The sequence below is a fragment of the Nocardioides sp. genome (genome assembly GCF_030149505.1).
Taxonomy (GTDB): domain Bacteria; phylum Actinomycetota; class Actinomycetes; order Propionibacteriales; family Nocardioidaceae; genus Nocardioides.
On record NZ_JASBRN010000038.1, the window covers coordinates 1 to 19178 of the forward strand.

The following is a 19178-nucleotide window of genomic DNA, read 5'->3' on the forward strand; positions in this document are numbered from 1 at the left end:
GCACGCCATAGGCTGCGTTCACGCACGCCGTTCTCCTGCTCCTGGTGACTGTTCTTCGACAGCTCAGAAACCTAGACAGAGAACGGCGTGCGCTCATTCAGGCGCGATTACAGCACCCACACATGCAGCAGAAGAGCCCGACTCGGCGCTGGTTCGAGGGTGACTCGGCGCTGGTTCGAGGTCGACTCGGCGCCGGTTCGACCGGCTACTCCGCGGAGCGCACCCGGATGCCCGAGATCGGCACCGTCACCGCGCCCGAGGGGTCGGTGAAGAAGTCGTTGCCCTTGTCGTCGACGACGATGAAGGCCGGGAAGTCCTCGACCTCGATCTTCCAGACCGCCTCCATGCCGAGCTCGGGGTACTCCAGCACCTCGACCGACTTGATGCAGTCCTGGGCCAGCCGCGCTGCCGGGCCGCCGATCGAGCCGAGGTAGAACCCGCCGTGCTCGGCGCAGGACTCGGTGACGACCTTGGAGCGGTTGCCCTTGGCCAGCATGACCATCGAGCCGCCGGCGGCCTGGAAGGACTGGACGTAGGAGTCCATCCGGCCCGCGGTGGTGGGGCCGAAGGAGCCCGACGCATAGCCCTCGGGCGTCTTGGCCGGGCCGGCGTAGTAGACCGCGTGGTCCTTCATGTACTGCGGCATCTCCTCGCCGGCGTCCAGGCGCTCCTGGATCTTGGCGTGCGCGATGTCGCGCGCCACCACGAGCGGGCCGGTCAGGGAGAGCCGGGTCTTCACCGGGTGCTGCGACAGCGTGGCCAGGATGTCGGCCATCGGCTGGTTGAGGTCGATCTCCACGACGTCGTCCGACGCGGAGAGCGACTCGTCGGTGGTGTCGGGGAGGTACTTCGCCGGGTCGGTCTCGAGCTGCTCGAGGAACACGCCCTCGGCGGTGATCTTGCCCAGCGCCTGCCGGTCGGCTGAGCAGGAGACGGCGATCGCGACGGGGCACGAGGCGCCGTGGCGCGGCAGCCGGACGACGCGGACGTCGTGGCAGAAGTACTTGCCGCCGAACTGCGCACCGATGCCGAAGGACTGGGTCAGCTTGAAGACCTCCTCCTCCAGACCCAGGTCGCGGAAGCCGTGGGCATCCATCGAGCCCTCGGTGGGCAGGTTGTCCAGGTAGTGCGCCGAGGCGTACTTCGCGGTCTTCAGCGCGAACTCGGCGCTCGTGCCGCCGATGACGACGGCGAGGTGGTACGGCGGGCACGCGGCCGTCCCGAGCGAGCGGATCTTCTCGTCGAGGAACTGCAGCATCCGCGTGGGGTTGAGGATCGCCTTGGTCTCCTGGAACAGGAACGACTTGTTGGCCGACCCGCCACCCTTGGCCATGAAGAGGAACTTGTACTCCGGACCCTTCGGCCCCTCGGCGGTCGAGTAGATCTCGATCTGGGCCGGCAGGTTCGTGCCGGTGTTCTTCTCGTCGTACGTCGTCAGCGGGGCGAGCTGGGAGTAGCGCAGGTTCAGCTTCGTGTAGGCGTCGTAGACGCCCTTGCTGATCGCCTCGCCGTCCTCGGCCCCGGTCAGGACGCCCTCGGACTTCTTGCCCATGACGATCGCGGTGCCGGTGTCCTGGCACATCGGCAGCACGCCGCCGGCGGAGATGTTGACGTTCTTGAGCAGGTCGGTCGCGACGAAGCGGTCGTTCCCCGAAGCCTCGGGGTCGTCGATGATCTTGCGCAGCTGCGCGAGGTGCGCGGGGCGCAGGTAGTGGGAGATGTCGTGCATCGCCTCGGCCGTGAGTCGCCGGATCGCCTCGGGGTCGACCTTGAGGAACGTGCGCCCGTCGACCTCCACGGTCGAGACGCCCTCGGTCGTGATCAGCCGGTAGGGCGTGTCGTCCTTGCCGGTGGGGAGGAGGTCGGAGTACCGGAACTCTGCTTCAGCCACGAGTGCTGAGCCTACGCCGATGGGTCGCGCGACCCCTTGACGGCCCGCACCCCGGGCGCGCTACCGTTCCGCTCGTCCACCACGGGAGCTCGCGGCAGCGGGCTGAGAGGGAGCTGGGGCCGCTCCGACCGTCGAACCTGATCCGGGTAAAGCCGGCGAAGGAAGCGTCAGGAGCACCCCTTGCTGCACCGTCCCCTCCCCAGGCTGTTCGTGCTGGTCGGACCCGACCACGACCTGGCCCTGCTGCCCGGTCTCGTCCGCGCGGGCGTCGCCGGCTTCCAGGTGCGGGACAAGACCGGCAGCGACCGCGCCTGCCTCGCCCTGGTCGAGTGCGTCCTGGAGTCCGTACGCTCCCTCGGTGCGCTCGTCGTCGTCGACGACCGCCTCGACGTCGCGCTGGCGAGTGGCGCTGATGGTGTCCACCTGGGTGCCGAGGACCTCCCGGTCACCGCCGCCCGGCGCCTGGCGCCCGACCTCGTCGTCGGGGCCACGTGCCGCGATGCTGCGGCGGTCGCCCGGGCCGGCGCGGACGGCGCCGACTACGCCGGCCTGGGGCCGCTGCACGCCACGACGACCAAGAGCGGCCTGCCCGCGCCCCTCGGGCCGGCCGCGCTGCGGGCAGCCGCCGGGGGGCTGCCCCTCGTCGCGATCGGCGGCCTCGACCCCGACCGCGCCCGCGAGGCCCGGGCTCACGGCGCCCACGGCGCGGCCGTGCTGGCCGCGGTGTGGGCGGCCGCGGACCCGCTGGCCGCTGCCCGGGAGCTGGTCGCCGCGGTCGCCTGAGGGGCGTCGTGTCCACACGACTGCGGGTGCGGGTGCGCGGCGCCGGCATCGTCGGGCTCGCCGTGGCCGCGGAGTTGCTGCGTCGCGGCCACGAGGTCGAGGTCGTCGACCGGGCCCCTGGCTCGGGGGCCTCGGGCGTCGCCGCGGGGATGCTCGCGCCGGCCGCCGAGGCGACCTGGGCGGCGCCGGGCGTCCTCGAGCTGGGCCGGCGCAGCCTCGGGCTCTGGCCGCGCTTCGCAGCCCTCCTCGGGGTCGCCCTGCCGCGCGGCGGCACGCTGCTGGTCGGCCACGACCACGGCGACCTGCTCGACGTACGTCGTCAGGCGACGCTGCTCGACCGGCCCGCCGAGGCCCTGGACCCCGACGCCCTGCGCGACCTGGAGCCCGGCCTCGGCTGGGTCGCCGGCGGCCTGCTGCTGCCCGACGACCACCGGGTCGACCCGCGGGAGGTGCTGGCGGCCCTGGCCTCCCGGGTGCCGGTCGTGCCCGCACCGGGCGGCCGGTCACCCGACGTGACGGTGCTCGCCACGGGGGCCCGCCTGCCCGCGCCGTACTCGGGCCTGGTGCGGCCGGTGCGCGGAGAGGTCCTGCGCCTGCGCGTCGCCGAGCCGCCGGGGCGCACGGTGCGCGGCTGGGTGGCGGGGGAGCCGGTCTACGTGGTCCCGAGGCCCGGTGGCGAGGTGGTCGTCGGCGCCACCGTCGAGGAGCACGACGGACCACCCGTGGTGACCGCGGAGGGAGTGCGTCGGCTGCTGAGCGCCGCCACGACCCTGCTCCCCGGCCTCGACCGGGCCGAGGTCGTCGAGCTCGCCGCTCGCGACCGACCCGGGACCGTCGACGACCTGCCGCTGGTGGGTCCCACGCTCGACCCGTCGGTCGTCCTGGCCGCCGGCCACTTCCGGCACGGGGTGCTGCTCGCGCCCCTGACCGCGCAGCTGGTCGCCGACCACCTCGAGCACGGGTCCGTGCACCCCCTCACCGATCCCCGACGTCTCCTGGAGGAGCGATGACGCAGATCCACCTCAACGGCGAGCCGGTGCGGCTGCCCGACGACGTGACCGTCCGTGACCTGGTCCCGGACCCGGAAGGGGTCGCCGTCGCCGTGGAGGGGGCCGTGGTGCCCCGTGCCGAGCACGCCGTCCGCCGGCTGCGCGACGGCGACCGGGTCGAGGTCGTGACGGCGGTGCAGGGCGGGTGAGCGGTGCGACGTGGACCCTCGCGGGCGAGCAGCTTGAGTCCCGGCTGCTGCTCGGCACCGGCGGCCTGCCCCACCTGGCGCTGCTCCCGGACCTGCTGGCCGCTGCCCGTCCCGCGGCGGTGACGGTCTCGGTGCGGCGCACGTCCTCGTCCGCGGCCGGCGGCCTGCTCCCGCTGCTGCGCGAGGACGGCATGAGGGTGCTCCCCAACACCGCCGGCTGCCGCTCGGCCCACGAGGCGGTGCTGACCGCGGGCCTGGCGCGAGAGGCGCTCGGCACCGACTGGGTCAAGCTCGAGGTCATCGGGGACGAGGCCAGCCTGCTGCCCGACGCGGTGGAACTCCTCACCGCGGCACGCGAACTCGTCGGCCAGGGCTTCACCGTGCTGCCCTACACCACCGCCGACCCGGTGCTCGCGCGACGACTGGTCGACGTCGGCTGCGCGGCGGTCATGCCGCTCGGCTCGCCGATCGGGTCCGGGCTGGGGGTGCTGGACCCGCTCGCGATCGAGGCGGTGGTCGCCGCCGTCGACGTCCCGGTCGTGCTCGACGCCGGCATCGGCACGGCCAGCGACGCGGCCCTGGCGCTGGAGCTCGGCTGCACCGCAGTGCTGGCGGCCAGCGCCGTCACCCGCGCTGCGGACCCGGTGCGGATGGGCGCCGCGCTGGCAACGGCGGTCGAGGCCGGCCGGCTGGCAGCCGGGGCAGGACGCATCCCGCGTCGCGCCCATGCTCGTGCCTCCAGCCCGCTCGTCGGACGGGTGGGCACGTGACGCGGCTGCTGCTCCTCACCGATCGTGCCCAGCTGCGGCTGGGCCGCGGGCTGGTGCGCACCGTCGCGGAGTGCGTCGCCGAGGGGCTCGGGACCGTCGTCGTGCGCGAGCACGACCTGCCCGAGGCTGCCTGGTCGGCCCTGGTCGACCGCCTGGGAACGATCCCCGGGCTTGAGGTGCTGACCTCGCGCCGGCGGCACCCGGGGGCCGCCGGCGTGCACCTGGCCACGCACCAACCGGTGCCCGCCCCGGGGAGTCGCCACGGCCGTTCCTGCCACGGACTCGAGGACCTGCGCGTGGCCGCCGCGCAGGGGGCGCGGTGGGCGACGTTGTCGCCCTGGGCGCCGAGCCCCAGTAAGCCCGGCCACGGCCCGTCGGTGGACCCGGCCTGGTTCGCGCGGACGCCGCTGCCGACGTACGCGCTCGGGGGGATCGACCACCGCAACGCGGCCGACGCCCTCGCCGCCGGGGCGAGCGGCGTGGCAGTCATGGGGGCAGTCATGCGCGCCGCGGACCCGGCCGCCGAGGTGGCCCGGCTGCTGAAGGTGCTGCGATGACCACCCCGCCCGTCGCGCTCTCGGTCGCCGGCACCGACTCCGGCGGTGCGGCCGGCCTGGCCGCCGACCTCACCACCTTCGCCGCTCTCGGCGTGCACGGCGCCTGCGTCGTCACCGCGGTGACGGCCCAGGACACGACCGGAGTCCGTTCGGTCCTCCGCGTGCCCCTCGCGGAGGTCGCCGCGCAGCTCGACGCGGTCCTCGACGACCTGCCGGTGGCGGCGGCCAAGACCGGGATGCTCGGCGACCCCGCGGTCGTCGAGCTGGTGGCACACCGGCTCGGGGGCGACCGCGCGCGGCCGCTGGTCGTCGACCCGGTGCTCGTCGCCACCAGCGGGGCGGTGCTCGGTGACGCGGCCGTGGTCGCCGCCTACGCACGGGTCCTGCTGCCGGTCGCCGCGCTCGCCACCCCCAACCACGACGAGGCGCGCGCCCTGCTCGGCCGCGACCTGCCACCACGCGAGTCGGCCGCCGCCCTGGCCGACACGGGATGCACCGTGCTGCTGACCGGCGGCGACGGTGCCGGCGAGGGTGCCGGGGAGCCGGGCGCCGGGGTGACCGACTGGTGGGCCGAGCCCGGCCTCGCGCCGGTGCCGCTGGCCCACGTGGCGGTGGCCACCCACAACGACCACGGCACCGGGTGCACCCACAGTGCCGCCCTCGCGGCGCTGCTCGCCGGGGGCGGCTCCGCGCGCACCGCCGCCGAGCAGGCGGCCGCCCTGGTCACCGAGCGGCTGCGCGCCGGCCGCGACTGGCGACTGGGCCGCGGCCGCGGCCCTGTCCCGCACATCGACCTGACCATCCGCCACCCACCCCAGGAGAGACCATGACCGACACCCACCCCTTCGACCCGAAGCCCGCCGCGCTGCACCCCTCGCACGAACGGGTGCTCGTCGACCACGACGGCGTGCAGGTCCCCGTGACCCGCGTGCACCTGACCAACGGCGAGAGCTTCGACCGCTACACGACCGCCGGTCCCGAGCCCCGGCCCGACGGCACGCTGCCGCCGCTGCGCGAGCCATGGCTGCGGTTGCGCGAGGGAGGCCTCGTCACGCAGCTGGCACTGGCGCGCGCGGGGGTGGTCAGCGAGGAGATGCGCTACGCCGCCGCCCGCGAGGGCTGCGACGTCGAGCTGGTGCGCAGCGAGGTGGCCGCCGGGCGCGCGATCATCCCTGCCAACGTGCGGCACCCCGAGCTGGAACCGATGGTCATCGGCCGTCGGTTCCTGGTGAAGATCAATGCCAACATCGGCACCAGTGCGGTCACCTCCGACACTGCCGGGGAGGTCGAGAAGCTCGCCTGGGCCGTGCGCTGGGGTGCGGACACGGTCATGGACCTCTCGACCGGGCCCGGCATCCACGCCACCCGCGAGGCGGTGCTGCGGGCGTCACCGGTCCCGATCGGGACGGTCCCGATCTACCAGGCCCTGGAGAAGGTCGGCGGTGACGCGGCCCGGCTGTCGTGGGGGGTCTACCGCGACACGGTGCTGGAGCAGTGCGAGCAGGGCGTGGACTACATGACCGTGCAAGCCGGGGTGCTGCTGCGGCACGTCCCGCTGACCGTCGACCGGGTCACGGGGATCGTCTCCCGCGGGGGATCGATCATGGCGGGCTGGTGCCTGGCCCACCACGAGGAGAACTTCCTGTACACGCACTTCGACGAGCTCTGCGAGCTGCTGGCGGCCTACGACGTGTCCTTCTCCCTCGGTGACGGGCTGCGCCCCGGGTGTCTCGCCGACGCCAACGACCCGGCCCAGCTGGCCGAGCTGCGCACGCTCGCGGAGCTGACCGAACGGGCCTGGGCCCACGACGTGCAGGTCATGGTGGAGGGGCCCGGCCACGTGCCGCTGGACCTGGTGGAGGAGAACGTCCGGCTCCAGCAGGAGTGGTGCCACGGCGCGCCGTTCTACACCCTCGGCCCGCTGGCCACCGACGTGGCGCCCGGCTACGACCACATCACTTCCGCCATCGGTGCCGCGACCATCGCCGCGCACGGGACGGCGATGCTCTGCTATGTCACCCCCAAGGAGCACCTCGGGCTGCCGGACCGCGACGACGTGCGCACCGGCGTGGTGACCTACAAGCTCGCAGCCCACGCCGCGGACGTCGCCAAGGGCCACCCGCGCGCCCGGGAGTGGGACGACGCGCTCTCGCGTGCGCGCTTCGAGTTCCGCTGGCACGACCAGTTCGCGCTGTCCCTGGACCCGCCGCTGGCCCAGGAGTACCACGACGAGACGCTGCCGGCCGAGGCCGCCAAGACCGCGCACTTCTGCTCGATGTGTGGGCCGAAGTTCTGCTCGATGCGGATCAGCCAGGAGGTGCGCGAGGCCTACCGGGAGCGGTCGGCGCAGTTCGTCGAGCTCGGTTCCAGCGTGTACGTCGATGCCGAGCGACCCGGCAGCGACCGGACTGTGCAAGCGCTTACGCCTGGGCTAGGGTGACCTGCGTCACTTCACGACGGATCGTCCGGCACGTACCTGCCGGTGAATGGAGACACAGCAATGGCATCGGTGACCTTCGAGAAGGCCCAGCGCTGGTACCCCGGGGCTGACACCCCGGCCGTGCCCGGCATCGACCTGGAGATCAAGGACGGCGAGTTCATGGTGCTCGTCGGCCCGTCCGGGTGCGGCAAGTCCACGACCCTGCGCATGCTCGCGGGCCTGGAGGAGGTGAACTCGGGGACCATCCGGATCGGCGACCGGGACATCACCCACCTCCCCCCCAAGGACCGTGACATCGCCATGGTCTTCCAGAACTACGCGCTCTACCCGCACATGAGCGTCGCCGAGAACATGGGCTTCGCCCTGAAGATGGCCAAGATGCCGACCGAGGAGCGCACCAAGCGCGTCGAGGAGGCCGCGAAGATGCTCGGCCTCACCGAGTACCTCGAGCGCAAGCCCAAGGCGCTCTCCGGTGGCCAGCGCCAGCGCGTGGCGATGGGCCGCGCGATCGTGCGCCAGCCGCAGGTCTTCTGCATGGACGAGCCGCTGTCGAACCTCGACGCCAAGATGCGCGTGCAGACCCGCACCGACATCGCCAAGCTCCAGCAGGACCTCGGCATCACCACCGTCTACGTCACCCACGACCAGGTCGAGGCCATGACGATGGGCGACCGGGTCGCGGTGATGAAGCTCGGCGTCCTCCAGCAGGTCGACACCCCGCTGGCGCTCTACGACCGGCCGGCGAACCTCTTCGTCGCCGGTTTCATCGGCTCTCCGCAGATGAACCTCATCGAGGCCGTCGCCAAGGACGGCAAGGCAGTCATCGGCGGCTACGAGGTGCCGGTCGACCCGGTGGCGGCGAAGAAGATGAACGGCCGCATCACCGTCGGCGTACGCCCGGAGAACTGGCGCATCGTCGGCCCCGGGGAGGGCCTCCCGGTCACCACGACCGTCGTCGAGGAGCTCGGTGCGGACGCCTACGTCTACGGCACCTGCGACGTCGAGGGCACGCCCTCGGCCCTCATCGTGCGTACGTCGGGTCGCAGCCACGGTCGCAAGGGCGAGGTCTTCCACGTCACCACCGACCCGCAGCACGTCCACGTCTTCGACACCGAGACCGGCGAGCGCCTCTCCGACTGACCGCCCACTCGGCGCTGTTCCAAGGCTGACTCGGCGCCAGTTCGAGGCTGACTCGGCTCTGGTTCAAGGCTCACTCGGCGCCAGTTCGACGGACAGTCGAGCTGGCGCCGAGTCATGCCCGAACCGGCGCCGAGTGACGCTCGAACCGGCGCCGAGTGACGCTCGAACCGGCGCCGAGTCACGCTCGAACCAGTGCCGAGTGAGCGGGTCAGCCCGCGGCGGCAGGCTGCTCGGCGGCGGCCGCCATGGATTCCCCGACGATCTGGCCGGCGTGGTCGCGGTCGACGGTGAGGTTCTCGCCGGTGGCGGGGTCGAAGAGGTGCATCTTCGAGGCGTCCAGCCAGATCTCGGCCTCGTCGCCCTCGGCGATCCTCGAGGACCCGTCGAGGGTGACGACCAGCTGGGTGCGCAGGGACTCCCCGTCCAGGTCCTCCTCGAGCTGCTTGAGCTGCTTCTCCACCTCCGGAGGGGCCTCGAAGGGGATGTAGGCGTAGGTCTCGTTGCCCAGCCACTCGACGACCTCGACGGTCGCCTTGAAGCTCGAGCCGGTGGTGTCCTGGTCGACCAGGGCGGCGTCCTCGAAGTGCTCGGGCCGGATGCCGGCGATGAGCAGGCCGCGGTCGCGGGCCTTGGCCGCCTTCTCCTCGCCGATCTCGACCGTGCCGAAGGGCAGCTTGACGCTGGTGCCCTCGACCTCGGCGGGCAGGAAGTTCATCGGCGGGGAGCCGATGAAGCCGGCGACGAACAGGTTGCCCGGGTTCTCGTACAGCTCGCGCGGGCTGGCCAGCTGCTGCAGGACCCCGCGCTTGAGCACCGCCACGCGATCGCCGAGGGTCATCGCCTCGGTCTGGTCGTGGGTGACGTAGACGGTCGTGATGCCCAGCCGCTTCTGGAGTCGGGAGATCTCGGTGCGCATCTGCCCGCGCAGCTTGGCGTCGAGGTTCGACAGCGGCTCGTCGAAGAGGAAGGCGTCGGCGTCGCGGACGATCGCGCGGCCCATCGCCACGCGCTGGCGCTGTCCGCCGGAGAGGTTCCCGGGCTTGCGGTCGAGGTGCTCGTCGAGCTCGAGGGTCTTCGAGGCCGCGCGGACCTTCTCGTCGACCTCGGAGTCCTCGGCGCCGGCCAGCCGCAGCGGGAACGCGATGTTCTCGTAGACCGACAGGTGGGGGTAGAGCGCGTAGTTCTGGAAGACCATCGCCAGGTTGCGGTCGCGCGGGGCCAGGTCGTTGACCTTCCGGTCTCCGATGATCATGTCGCCGGAGGTGATGTCCTCCAGGCCGACGATCATCCGCAGCAGGGTCGACTTCCCGCAGCCGGAGGGACCGACCAGGATGACGAACTCCCCGTCGGCGATGTCGATGGAGACGTCGTTGACGGCCGGGAAGCCGTCGCCGTACTTCTTGACGATGTTCTTCAGGCTGATGGCGGCCACGGGGTCATCCCTTCACTGCGCCGGACGTCAGCCCGGCGACGATCTTGCGCTGGAACAGCAGGACGATCACGACGATGGGGATGGTCGCGATGACTGCGGCGGCGGCGAGCAGGCCGGCCGGCCGCTGGAACGGGTCGGGCCCGACGAAGAACGACAGGGCCGCGGGGATCGGGCGCGCGTTCTCGGTGGAGGTGAGCGTGATCCCGAAGACGAAGTCGTTCCAGGCGAAGAAGAACGTCAGGATCGCGGCGGTGAAGACCCCGGGCGCGGCCAGCGGCACGATCACCTTGCGGAAGGCCTGCCACGACGTCGCCCCGTCGACCTGCGCGGCCTGCTCCATCTCCCACGGGATCTCGCGGAAGAACGCCGAGAGGGTCCAGATCGCCAGCGGCAGCGTGAACGACATGTAGGGGAGGATCAGTCCCGGCCAGGTGTCGTAGAGGCCGATCGTGCGCCACAGGTCGAAGAGCGGGCTGACCAGCGAGACCACCGGGAACATCGCGATCGCCAGCGCGGTGGTGAGCACCATCTTCTTGCCCCGGAACTCCAGGCGCGCGATGGCGTACGCCGCCAGCGTGGCGATCATGACCGACAGCAGCGTCGCGATGAGGCTGATGCCGATCGAGTTGATGATCGCCCGGCGGAACTGGTCGTCCTCCCAGACGGCGCGGTAGTTGTCCAGGCCGGTGAAGGAGTCCAGCGGCAGGAACCCGGGGTCGGAGCCGTTGGAGACCGCCGACTGGCTCTTGAACGACAGCGACAGGATCCACGCCACGGGCAGCAGGCACCACACGAGCACCAGCACCACCCCGACGGCGAGACCGATCTTCTGCTTCACGGGTGCCTCACTCCCCTCGGGCCTGGGCCAGGTCGACGCGGAAGAGCTTCACGATGAGGAAGGCCACCAGCAGCACCGAGAGGAACAGCAGCACTGCCAGCGCCGAGCCCATGCCGAGCTGGAACTGCTCGATGCTCTGGCGGTAGGTCAGGAACGAGATCGACTCGGTGCCCTGGGCACCGGCGGTCATGACGAAGATGTTGTCGAAGATGCGGTAGGCGTCGAGCGCGCGGAAGAGCACCGCGACCATGATCGCGGCCCGCATGTTGGGGATGACGACCTTCCACATCCGTTGCCACCACGTGGCGCCGTCGACCTTGGCGGCCTCGACCATGTCCTCGCTGACCTGGGCGAGGCCGGCCAGCAGCAGCAGCGACATGAACGGCGTGGTCTTCCAGATCTCGCTCACCATGATCGCGATCACCGCCGGGACGGTGTCCCCGAACCAGTTGAAGTCGGCGTCGATGAACGGTAGCCAGCCGTTGACGAAGCCGTTCTGGTAGGTGAAGGCGAACTGCCAGGCGAAGCCGGAGACGACGGTGATGATGCCGTACGGGATGAGGATGGAGGTCCGGATCAACCCCCTCGCGAAGATCACGCGGTGCATGACCAGCGCGAAGGCGAAGCCGATGACCAGCTCGAAGGCCACCGTGACGACCATGTAGAGGACGGTGATCCCGATGTCGCGCCAGAAGAGCTGGTCGGTCAGCGCCGTGACGTAGTTGCTGATCCCGATGAACTCCCGCTCCTCGGGCGCGGTCAGCGAGTAGCTGTAGAAGGAGAGCCACAGCGCCCTCAGGATCGGGAATGCGGTGACCACGAGCATCACGACGACTGCGGGGGCGACCAGTCGCCGACCGAGGTTGTTCTCGTGCCGCGCGCGCTCGGTCAGCTGGGGTGGGGTGCGCTTGCCCTTCGGTCCCTTCGTGGCGTCGGTTTCGGGCGTGGCGACGGTGGTGGTCACAGCAGGGCCTTCCCCTCGAGCACGGCCTGGAGGTACTCCTCGGACTCCTCCGGGGTGGACTGCGGGTCCACCTCGGCCGGTGGGTGCCAGGTGGCCTGGATGGCCCCGGACACCGTGGCGTAGAACGCGCTCTTGGGGCGCGGGCCGCCCTCGTCGACGCTGGTGCGGAAGAGCTCCAGCAGGTCGGGCGGGTAGGCCTCAGCGAGCTGGGGTGCGTCGTACCCCGACTGGGTGGCCGGCATCAGCCCGTCGGTGACGGCCAGCTCGACCTGGTTCTCGACGCTGGTGATGCAGGCGGCGGCCTCGCGGGCGAAGTCGGGGTACGGCGTGAACGCACCCACCCCGATGTCGATGCCGCCGACCGGCGGCGCGGACTCCTCGCCCTCGACGGTGCGGGGGTAGCGCGCCCAGCCGAGGTCCTCGAACTGCTCCTGGGTGTAGTCGTTGGCGTCCGAGGGTTCGTAGTTCTTGTAGACGAAGGTCCAGTTCGTCATGAACTCACCGGGGGTGTCCGGGCCGTACATGTAGGCCAGCGCCGTGCCCTCGTTGGAGACCGACAGGTCGCCCTGGGCGGCCTCGGAGGAGGCCAGCTTCTCGATGATGCGCGCGGCCTCGGCGGCCGCCTCGGTGTCGAGGGTGACGTCGGCGTCCCGGCCCTCCTGGGGGTTCTCGATGATCTGGCCGCCGGCGCCCTCGATCATCGCGTTGATCCACACGACGTACGCCTCGTACTTGTTGGCCTGCACCCCGACGGTCGCGCCCTCGACCGACGCGGCTGCCTCGATCACCTGGTCCCAGGTGACCGGCTGGCTCATGTCGAGGCCGGCCTCCTCGGCCAGTGACCGGCGGAACCACAGCACCTGGGTGTTGGCCCACAGTGGCGCGGCGTAGATGCCGTCGTCCCAGCGCACCGTCTCTGCGATCCCCTCGAGGGTGTCGTCCGTGACGGTGTCCTCGGGCAGCTCCAGGAGCCACCCGGCGTTGGCGAACTCCGGCACGAAGACCGGGTCGAGGTTCATCAGGTCGGTCTGGTCGTCCTCGGCGGCCAGCCGCCGCGCCAACTGGACGCGCTGGTCGGTGGCGCTGGTCGGCAGCAGCCTGGTCTCGATGTCGTAGTCGTCGGTGCTGCAGCGCTCGGCGATCGCCGCGAGTGTCTCCTGGCCGTCGGGGTTGAGGTACCACGTCAGCGTGGGCTTGCCCTCGGACCCGCACGCGGCGAGCGTCGAGGCCAGGGCCACCCCCAGTCCCACGGCCAGGGTCGCCCTGGCCCGTCTCCGCGGCCGCGGCCTGCTCCGAGTCGCCGGTCTCATCTCTCTGGTCTAGGCCATGGGAGCAGACCGCCGCCTCACCCCCGCGCGTGCCCGGCCGGGGGCAGTCGGGGGTCGGGCTGGGCAGTCGGGGTCAGGCGGGAGGCGCCGCGCGGTCCGCCGTACGCCGGATGCCGGACGCGTAGGTGTCGAACAACGCCGAGGGCAGGTCGTGGCCCATGCCGTCGACGAGCAGCAGCTCGGCGCCGGGGACCGCTGCCGCGGTGGCGCGACCGCCGGAGACGTGCACCATCTTGTCCGCGGTGCCGTGCACGACCAGGGTCGGCACTCGCAGGCTGCGCAGCCGCGGACCGCGGTCGGGCTGGGTCAGGATGGCCATCACCTGACGCATCGTGCCGTCCTGGCTGACCCCGTGCTCGTAGGTCTCCTCGGCCCGCGCGCGCATCTCGGCCTCGTCCATCGGGTAGCCCGGGGAGCCGATCGCCGACCACAGCCGCACGCTGCGCTCGACGTACGCCGCCTTGTCGGCGCGGCTGCCCGACAGCATGGGCAGGAGCAGGGAGGGGTGCTGCCAGCCGACGGTGCGACGGCCGGTGCTGGACATGATGCTGGTCAGCGAGCGCACCCGGCGCGGAGCCGCGAGCGCCATTGTCTGGGCGATCATCCCGCCCATCGACACCCCCGCGACGTGCGCCGAGTCGAGGCCGAGGTGGTCGAGCAGGCCCAGGCCGTCGGCGGCCATGTCCTCCAGGGAGTAGGGCGCACGCGCGGGCAGACCGGTGAAGGCGCGCACGAGCGCGCCCTGGCCGACCCTTCCGCGTAGCCGCGAGGAGCGCCCGGCGTCGCGGTTGTCGAAGCGCACCACGTGGAAGCCGTCCGCGGCGAGCATCCGGCACAGCTCCTCGTCCCACCAGGTCAGCGGCCCGCCGAGCCCCATGACGAGCAGCAACGGGTCGCCGTCGGGGTCGCCGAAGGTCTGGTAGCACAGCTCCACGCCCGTGCTGACGGGCGCGCGGAGGAGGTCGGACACCGGAAGGGCCATGCCGCTAGTAGACCGTAGGAGCCATCTTTGGAACCACGTTGGTCCGTTTCGGCGTGGTTCACCTCACAGGGGGTGGTTGGACGCCATAGCGTTGAAACATGAAGAAGAACCCGGTGGCCTCCTTCCTGCTGCCCGACGACTTCCGTCGGCCGCCGCTGGTCCGGATGCTCCACGAGGGCCGGCTGGTGGGAGAGGCCTCCCGCCACGCCGTGCGCGGCGTCACCGACCGCCGCACCCGCACGCCGTACGCCGGCAGCCACCCCGTCCGTGACGCCGACCCGGTCCTGCTGGTCCCCGGCTTCATGGCCGGCGACTACACGCTGGCCGCGCTGGGCCGCACCCTGCGCCGTGAGGGGTTCCGCACCTACCGCGCCGGGATCATGCTGGCCAACAAGTCCTGCACCCTCGACACCGCCGAGATGCTCGAGGCCCGGCTGGAGGCGATCGTGGCCCGCCGCGAGCAGCGCGTCCAGATCGTCGGCCACAGCCTCGGGGGCATGCTCGCCCGCGGCCTGGCCGCCCGTCGCCCCGACCTGGTCAGCGGCATCGTCACCATGGGCAGCCCGGTGCTGGCCCCCGGCGCCCACCACCGCGCGCTGGGCGTGCTCGTGCTCGGCCTGGTCGGCCTGTCCAAGGTCGGCGTCGCCGGGGTCATGACCGAGACCTGCGTCGGTGGCGACTGCGCGCTGCAGTCCTTCGAGGAAGCCAAGCTCGAGCTGCCCGAGGGGATCGGCTACACCGCGATCTACTCCCGCAACGACGGGATCATCGACTGGCGCGCCTGCCTGGACCCGGCCGCCGAGCACGTCGAGGTCCGCGCCTCGCACGTCGGCATGGCCGTGGACCCGCGGGTCTCCGACCAGGTGCTCACCGCCCTCGCCGCCCACCGCGCCCAGGCGCAGGCCCAGGCCGGGCTGCGGATCGCCTCCGCCTGAGCGGGCGCGAGATTCATCGGCCGGCCGATAGACCTTGCAGTCGGCCGATGACGCTTCGTCGGTCCAGGGCAAGGTTCATCGGCCGGCCGATGAACCTTCGCCTCCAGCGTCAGCGGTCGAAGTCGACGGCGGAGTACGCGCGGAGCTTCGAGAGCTGGTGCTCGGAGCGGATGGTGCGGATCGTGCCGCTGCGCGAGCGCATGACCAGCGACTCGGTGGTCACCGAGCTGGAGGAGTAGCGCACGCCCTCGAGCAGCTCGCCGTCGGTGATGCCGGTGGCGACGAAGAAGCAGTCGTCGCCGGTGACGAGGGTGTCGGTGTCGAGCACGGCGTCCAGGTCGAGGCCTGCGTCGATGGCGCGCTGGCGCTCGGCGTCGTCGGTGGGCCAGAGCCGGCCCTGGATGACGCCGCCCATGCACTTCATCGCGCAGGCCGTGATGATCCCCTCCGGGGTGCCGCCGATGCCGAGCAGCAGGTCGACGCCGGTGTCGGGGCGGGCGGCCATGATCGCGCCGGCCACGTCGCCGTCGGAGATGAACTTGATCATCGCGCCGGTCGCGCGGATCTCCTCGGCCAGCTTCTCGTGGCGCGGCCGGTCGAGCAGGACGACCTTGACGTCCTCCGGGCGCTTGCCCTTGGCCTTGGCGACGGCCTCGATGTTCTCGGCGACCGAGGCGCGGATGTCCACGACGTCGGCGGCCTCGGGGCCGGTGACGAGCTTCTCCATGTAGAAGACCGCGGACGGGTCGTACATCGAGCCGCGGGGGGAGACCGCGAGCACCGAGACGGCGTTGGTCATGCCCTTGGCCGTCAACGTGGTGCCGTCGATCGGGTCGACCGCGACGTCGCACTCGGGGCCGGTGCCGTCGCCGACCTCCTCGCCGTTGAACAGCATCGGCGCGTTGTCCTTCTCGCCCTCGCCGATGACGACCGTGCCGCGCATGCCGATGGTCGAGATGAGGACCCGCATCGCGTTGACGGCGACGCCGTCGGCACCGTTCTTGTCGCCACGTCCGACCCAGCGGCCGGCGGCCATGGCGGCGGCCTCGGTGACGCGCACCAGCTCCAGTGCGAGGTTCCGGTCGGGGGACTGCGGGGCGACCTGGAGGCCGACGGGCTCGCTCATGGGCGCATGGTAGCGGTCGCGACACCCCGTCCGACCCGTGCTGGAGCGCGGTCGAGACCGTTCCCCCGGCACCCGGCAGGGTGGGAACGGCAACCGTTCACCTGTGAGGATGAGGGCGTGAGCCAGACGAGCCCTCCCGCCGGTCAGCCCGACGGTCCGTCCGCCGGCCAGACCAGTGGCCAGCCCAGTGGCCAGCCCAGCGGCCAGCCCGGTGGCCAGGCGATCGGCATCCCCGCCGGCCGCCCGGGTCGCTACAACCGCTCCTTCGGCGGCCTGGTCGGCGCGATGATCGTGATGGTGGTCGTGGTCGTGCTGACCTGGCTGGCCCTGGGCCTGTTCCGCGACGAGGCGGAGTTCGAGCCGCTGCCCATCGACTACGAGTCCTCCGTGCAGGCGCTGGTCGACAACGACGCGGCGCTGGCCTACCCCGAGCAGCTGCCGGAGGGCTGGCGGGTCAACAACCTCGCCTACTCACCCGACGGCCCGGTGTTCACCCTCGCCCTGCTCACCGACGACAGCGACTTCGCGGGGGTCTACCACGCTCCCGAGGAGGCCGAGGACCTCGAGGAGGTGCTCGACCGGCTGGTCGACGAGAACGCCCGCGAGGGTGACCCGGTCGAGCTGACCGACGGCGAGGGAGCCACCAGCACCTGGCAGGTGTGGACCGACGAGGGCGGCGACACGGCGTACGTGCGGGTGGAGGAGCAGCGGGGCGAGCCGGTCCTGACGATGGTCTACGGCTCGGCGCCCGCGGAGGACCTGCGCACCGTCGTGGGTTCCCTGCTCACCGCCGGCTGAGCCCCGGCCGCCCCCGCCGCGCTCAGGACTCCTCGGCGGACAGCACCTCGTCGAGTCGGGCCCGCGCGCCGTCGAGCCAGCGCTGGCAGACCCGGGCGAGCTCCTCGCCGCGCTCCCAGAGCGCGAGGGACTCCTCCAACGTCGTGCCGCCCGCCTCGAGACGACGTACGACGTCGACGAGCTCCTCCCGGGCCTCCTCGTAGGAGGTGCTCTCCGCCGAAGCGTCAGCCTGCTTGCTCATCGTGCTCCTCGGGGTCGCTCGGGTCGGTGCTGAGATCGGGGTCCGGCTCGGTGCGCGCGGTGGTGGCGTGCACCCGACCGCCGGCGACCCGCACGCTGACCGGGTCGCCCGGGGCGAGCCCGGTGACGGAGGTCAGCACGTGGCCGTCGGCGTCCTGCAGCACGGCGTACCCCCGGCGCAGGGTCTCCAGCGGCGACAGCGCCCGGGCCCGGGCCCGCTGGTGGGCCAGGTCGTCGCTCGCGCGGTCGAGGCGGTGACCGAGCGTGCGGCGGGCGCGGTCGCGCAGCAGCTCCAGCTCGGTGACCCGCTCGGCGACCAGCGTGCGGGGGTCGGCCAGCGCGGGCCGGGAGCGCAGTGCGTCGAGGGCGTGCTGCTCGCGCTCCAGCGTGCCGCGGACCAGCGTGCGCAGCCGGTCGCGGGCCCACTCGACCCCGCGCAGTTCCTCGGCGACGTCGGGCACGACCAGCTTGGCGGCGTCGGTGGGGGTGGAGGCACGGACGTCGGCGACCAGGTCGAGGAGCGGCGCGTCCTGCTCGTGGCCGATCGCGGAGACGACCGGGGTGGTCATCCGGTGCACCACCCGGACCAGACCCTCGTCGGAGAAGGGCAGCAGGTCCTCGACCGAGCCACCGCCGCGGGCCACGACGACCACGTCGACCTCCGGGTGCCGGTCGAGCCGTTCGAGGGCCTCGATCACCTCGGGGGCGCAGCGGGTGCCCTGCATGGCGGCGGCCGCGACCTCGAAGCGGACCGCCGGCCAGCGGCGGCGGGCGTTCTCCAGGACGTCGCGCTCGGCGGCGCTGCCCGGCGAGGTGACCAGGCCGACGCAGCGGGGGAGGAAGGGCAGGTCGCGCTTGCGGTCGGCGGCGAAGAGCCCCTCGGCGGCGAGCAGCTGGCGGCGTTGCTCGAGCCGGGCCAGCAGCTCGCCGAGGCCGACCATCCGGATCTCGCGGGCCTGCAGCGACAGGGTGCCGCGGTTGGCGTAGTAGGACGGCTTGGCGTGCACGACGATGCTCGCGCCCTCGACCAGCGGGGTGGCCAGCCCGTCGACGTACGACCGGGCGGCGGTGACGGTGATGGAGATGTCGGCCACCGTGTCGCGCAGGGTCAGGAAGACCGTGGCCATGCCGGGCCGCCGGCTGAGCTGGGCGACCTGGCCCTCGACCCAGACCGCGCCGAGCCGGTCGATCCACCCCGCGATCGCGCTCGCGATCTGCCGGACCGGAGCCGGCTTCTCCGGGGAGGTCTGCAGTGCCACGGCTGGCACCTTATGCGAGACCTCCTACGATGGGGGCCATGACGTCCGACCTGGGGATGCCGCCCGTCCTTGACCCGAACGAGGCCGACGAGCGCGCCGTGCTGCTGGCCGCGCCGCGCGGGTACTGCGCCGGCGTCGACCGCGCCGTGATCACGGTCGAGAACGCCCTCGACCTCTACGGCTCGCCGGTCTACGTGCGCAAGCAGATCGTGCACAACAAGCACGTCGTGGCCAACCTCGAGTCCCGCGGCGCCGTCTTCGTCGAGGAGCTCGACGAGGTCCCGCCCGGCCAGACCGTGGTCTTCTCCGCCCACGGTGTCTCCCCGGCGGTGCACCTCGAGGCCGAGGAGCGCTCGCTCAAGACCATCGACGCCACCTGCCCGCTGGTGACCAAGGTGCACAACGAGGCCAAGCGCTTCGCCCGCGACGACTACGACATCCTGCTGGTCGGTCACGAGGGCCACGAAGAGGTCGTCGGCACCGCAGGTGAGGCGCCT

General features: G+C 72.1%; 19 protein-coding genes, 1 pseudogene and 1 riboswitch. Of the genes and pseudogenes, 11 read left to right on the forward strand and 9 right to left on the reverse strand.

The annotated features are described in order from the left end of the window. Window positions 1–205 precede the first annotated feature (205 nt). Window positions 206–1891 (reverse strand): fumarate hydratase, encoded by a 1686-nt coding sequence (locus Q1V71_RS07100; RefSeq protein ID WP_300642251.1) that lies wholly within the window; start codon window positions 1889–1891, stop codon window positions 206–208. A gap of 71 nt (window positions 1892–1962) precedes the next feature. Beyond that, window positions 1963–2073: riboswitch (TPP riboswitch) on the forward strand. On the opposite strand from Q1V71_RS07100, the gene Q1V71_RS07105 reads away from it, so the two are divergent. From Q1V71_RS07105 to Q1V71_RS07140, 8 genes are all read left to right on the forward strand, one after another. Next, window positions 2072–2674, forward strand: coding sequence for a thiamine phosphate synthase (locus Q1V71_RS07105; RefSeq protein WP_300642254.1), 603 nt, complete (start codon window positions 2072–2074; stop codon window positions 2672–2674). Its footprint overlaps the riboswitch before it by 2 nt. 8 nt (window positions 2675–2682) lie before the next feature. After that, window positions 2683–3684 (forward strand): FAD-dependent oxidoreductase, encoded by a 1002-nt coding sequence (locus tag Q1V71_RS07110; protein ID WP_300642257.1) that lies wholly within the window; start codon window positions 2683–2685, stop codon window positions 3682–3684. Next, on the forward strand, window positions 3681–3872 hold the full coding sequence (gene thiS / locus Q1V71_RS07115; protein ID WP_300642260.1) for a sulfur carrier protein ThiS: 192 nt from the start codon (window positions 3681–3683) through the stop codon (window positions 3870–3872). Before Q1V71_RS07110 ends, thiS begins: the two co-directional genes overlap by 4 nt. Then, window positions 3869–4642: a thiazole synthase gene (locus Q1V71_RS07120; RefSeq protein WP_300642263.1), complete on the forward strand. Its 774-nt coding sequence runs from the start codon at window positions 3869–3871 to the stop codon at window positions 4640–4642. Before thiS ends, Q1V71_RS07120 begins: the two co-directional genes overlap by 4 nt. Next, the gene (locus tag Q1V71_RS07125; protein ID WP_300642266.1) at window positions 4639–5199 is read left to right on the forward strand and encodes a thiamine phosphate synthase; all 561 of its coding nucleotides are present in this window, start codon (window positions 4639–4641) and stop codon (window positions 5197–5199) included. Before Q1V71_RS07120 ends, Q1V71_RS07125 begins: the two co-directional genes overlap by 4 nt. After that, window positions 5196–6029, forward strand: coding sequence for a bifunctional hydroxymethylpyrimidine kinase/phosphomethylpyrimidine kinase (thiD, locus tag Q1V71_RS07130; protein WP_300642269.1), 834 nt, complete (start codon window positions 5196–5198; stop codon window positions 6027–6029). The genes Q1V71_RS07125 and thiD overlap by 4 nt, the downstream gene beginning before the upstream one ends. Before the next feature lie 179 nt (window positions 6030–6208). Beyond that, entirely contained in the window at window positions 6209–7639 is a 1431-nt protein-coding gene (gene thiC, locus Q1V71_RS07135; protein ID WP_367280131.1) for a phosphomethylpyrimidine synthase ThiC, read from the forward strand. Between the two features lie 60 nt (window positions 7640–7699). Continuing rightward, window positions 7700–8779: an ABC transporter ATP-binding protein gene (locus Q1V71_RS07140; RefSeq protein ID WP_300642275.1), complete on the forward strand. Its 1080-nt coding sequence runs from the start codon at window positions 7700–7702 to the stop codon at window positions 8777–8779. Between the two features lie 208 nt (window positions 8780–8987). Here the strand turns inward: Q1V71_RS07140 and Q1V71_RS07145 are convergent, their stop codons facing one another. From Q1V71_RS07145 to Q1V71_RS07165, 5 genes are all read right to left on the reverse strand, one after another. Further along, window positions 8988–10211: an ABC transporter ATP-binding protein gene (locus Q1V71_RS07145; protein WP_300642278.1), complete on the reverse strand. Its 1224-nt coding sequence runs from the start codon at window positions 10209–10211 to the stop codon at window positions 8988–8990. Between the two features lie 4 nt (window positions 10212–10215). Further along, window positions 10216–11049 (reverse strand): carbohydrate ABC transporter permease, encoded by an 834-nt coding sequence (locus Q1V71_RS07150; protein WP_300642281.1) that lies wholly within the window; start codon window positions 11047–11049, stop codon window positions 10216–10218. A gap of 7 nt (window positions 11050–11056) precedes the next feature. Then, entirely contained in the window at window positions 11057–12013 is a 957-nt protein-coding gene (locus Q1V71_RS07155) for a carbohydrate ABC transporter permease (RefSeq protein ID WP_300642283.1), read from the reverse strand. Continuing rightward, window positions 12010–13263, reverse strand: a complete 1254-nt coding sequence (locus tag Q1V71_RS07160) for an extracellular solute-binding protein (RefSeq protein WP_300642286.1) — start codon at window positions 13261–13263, stop codon at window positions 12010–12012. Before Q1V71_RS07160 ends, Q1V71_RS07155 begins: the two co-directional genes overlap by 4 nt. 151 nt (window positions 13264–13414) lie before the next feature. Further along, window positions 13415–14323, reverse strand: coding sequence for an alpha/beta hydrolase (locus Q1V71_RS07165; RefSeq protein WP_300642289.1), 909 nt, complete (start codon window positions 14321–14323; stop codon window positions 13415–13417). A 98-nt stretch (window positions 14324–14421) separates the two neighbouring features. On the opposite strand from Q1V71_RS07165, the gene Q1V71_RS07170 reads away from it, so the two are divergent. Beyond that, window positions 14422–15258 (forward strand): alpha/beta fold hydrolase, encoded by an 837-nt coding sequence (locus Q1V71_RS07170; RefSeq protein ID WP_300642292.1) that lies wholly within the window; start codon window positions 14422–14424, stop codon window positions 15256–15258. Between the two features lie 109 nt (window positions 15259–15367). Here Q1V71_RS07170 and glpX read toward each other — a convergent pair whose 3' ends face one another. Then, entirely contained in the window at window positions 15368–16384 is a 1017-nt protein-coding gene (glpX, locus tag Q1V71_RS07175) for a class II fructose-bisphosphatase (protein WP_300642295.1), read from the reverse strand. A 117-nt stretch (window positions 16385–16501) separates the two neighbouring features. Between glpX and Q1V71_RS07180 the strand changes: the two genes are divergently transcribed. Further along, window positions 16502–17182, forward strand: a complete 681-nt coding sequence (locus Q1V71_RS07180; RefSeq protein WP_300642298.1) for a DUF4245 family protein — start codon at window positions 16502–16504, stop codon at window positions 17180–17182. Between the two features lie 22 nt (window positions 17183–17204). Here Q1V71_RS07180 and Q1V71_RS07185 read toward each other — a convergent pair whose 3' ends face one another. Together Q1V71_RS07185 and xseA are read right to left on the reverse strand one after the other, a co-directional pair. Then, window positions 17205–17423, reverse strand: a complete 219-nt coding sequence (locus Q1V71_RS07185; RefSeq protein WP_300642301.1) for an exodeoxyribonuclease VII small subunit — start codon at window positions 17421–17423, stop codon at window positions 17205–17207. Next, complete coding sequence (xseA, locus tag Q1V71_RS07190) at window positions 17407–18681, reverse strand: exodeoxyribonuclease VII large subunit (protein ID WP_300642304.1); 1275 nt, start codon at window positions 18679–18681, stop codon at window positions 17407–17409. Before xseA ends, Q1V71_RS07185 begins: the two co-directional genes overlap by 17 nt. A gap of 38 nt (window positions 18682–18719) precedes the next feature. Between xseA and Q1V71_RS07195 the strand changes: the two are divergent. Beyond that, window positions 18720–19178 (forward strand): annotated as a pseudogene (locus tag Q1V71_RS07195) (4-hydroxy-3-methylbut-2-enyl diphosphate reductase); the annotation flags it as partial.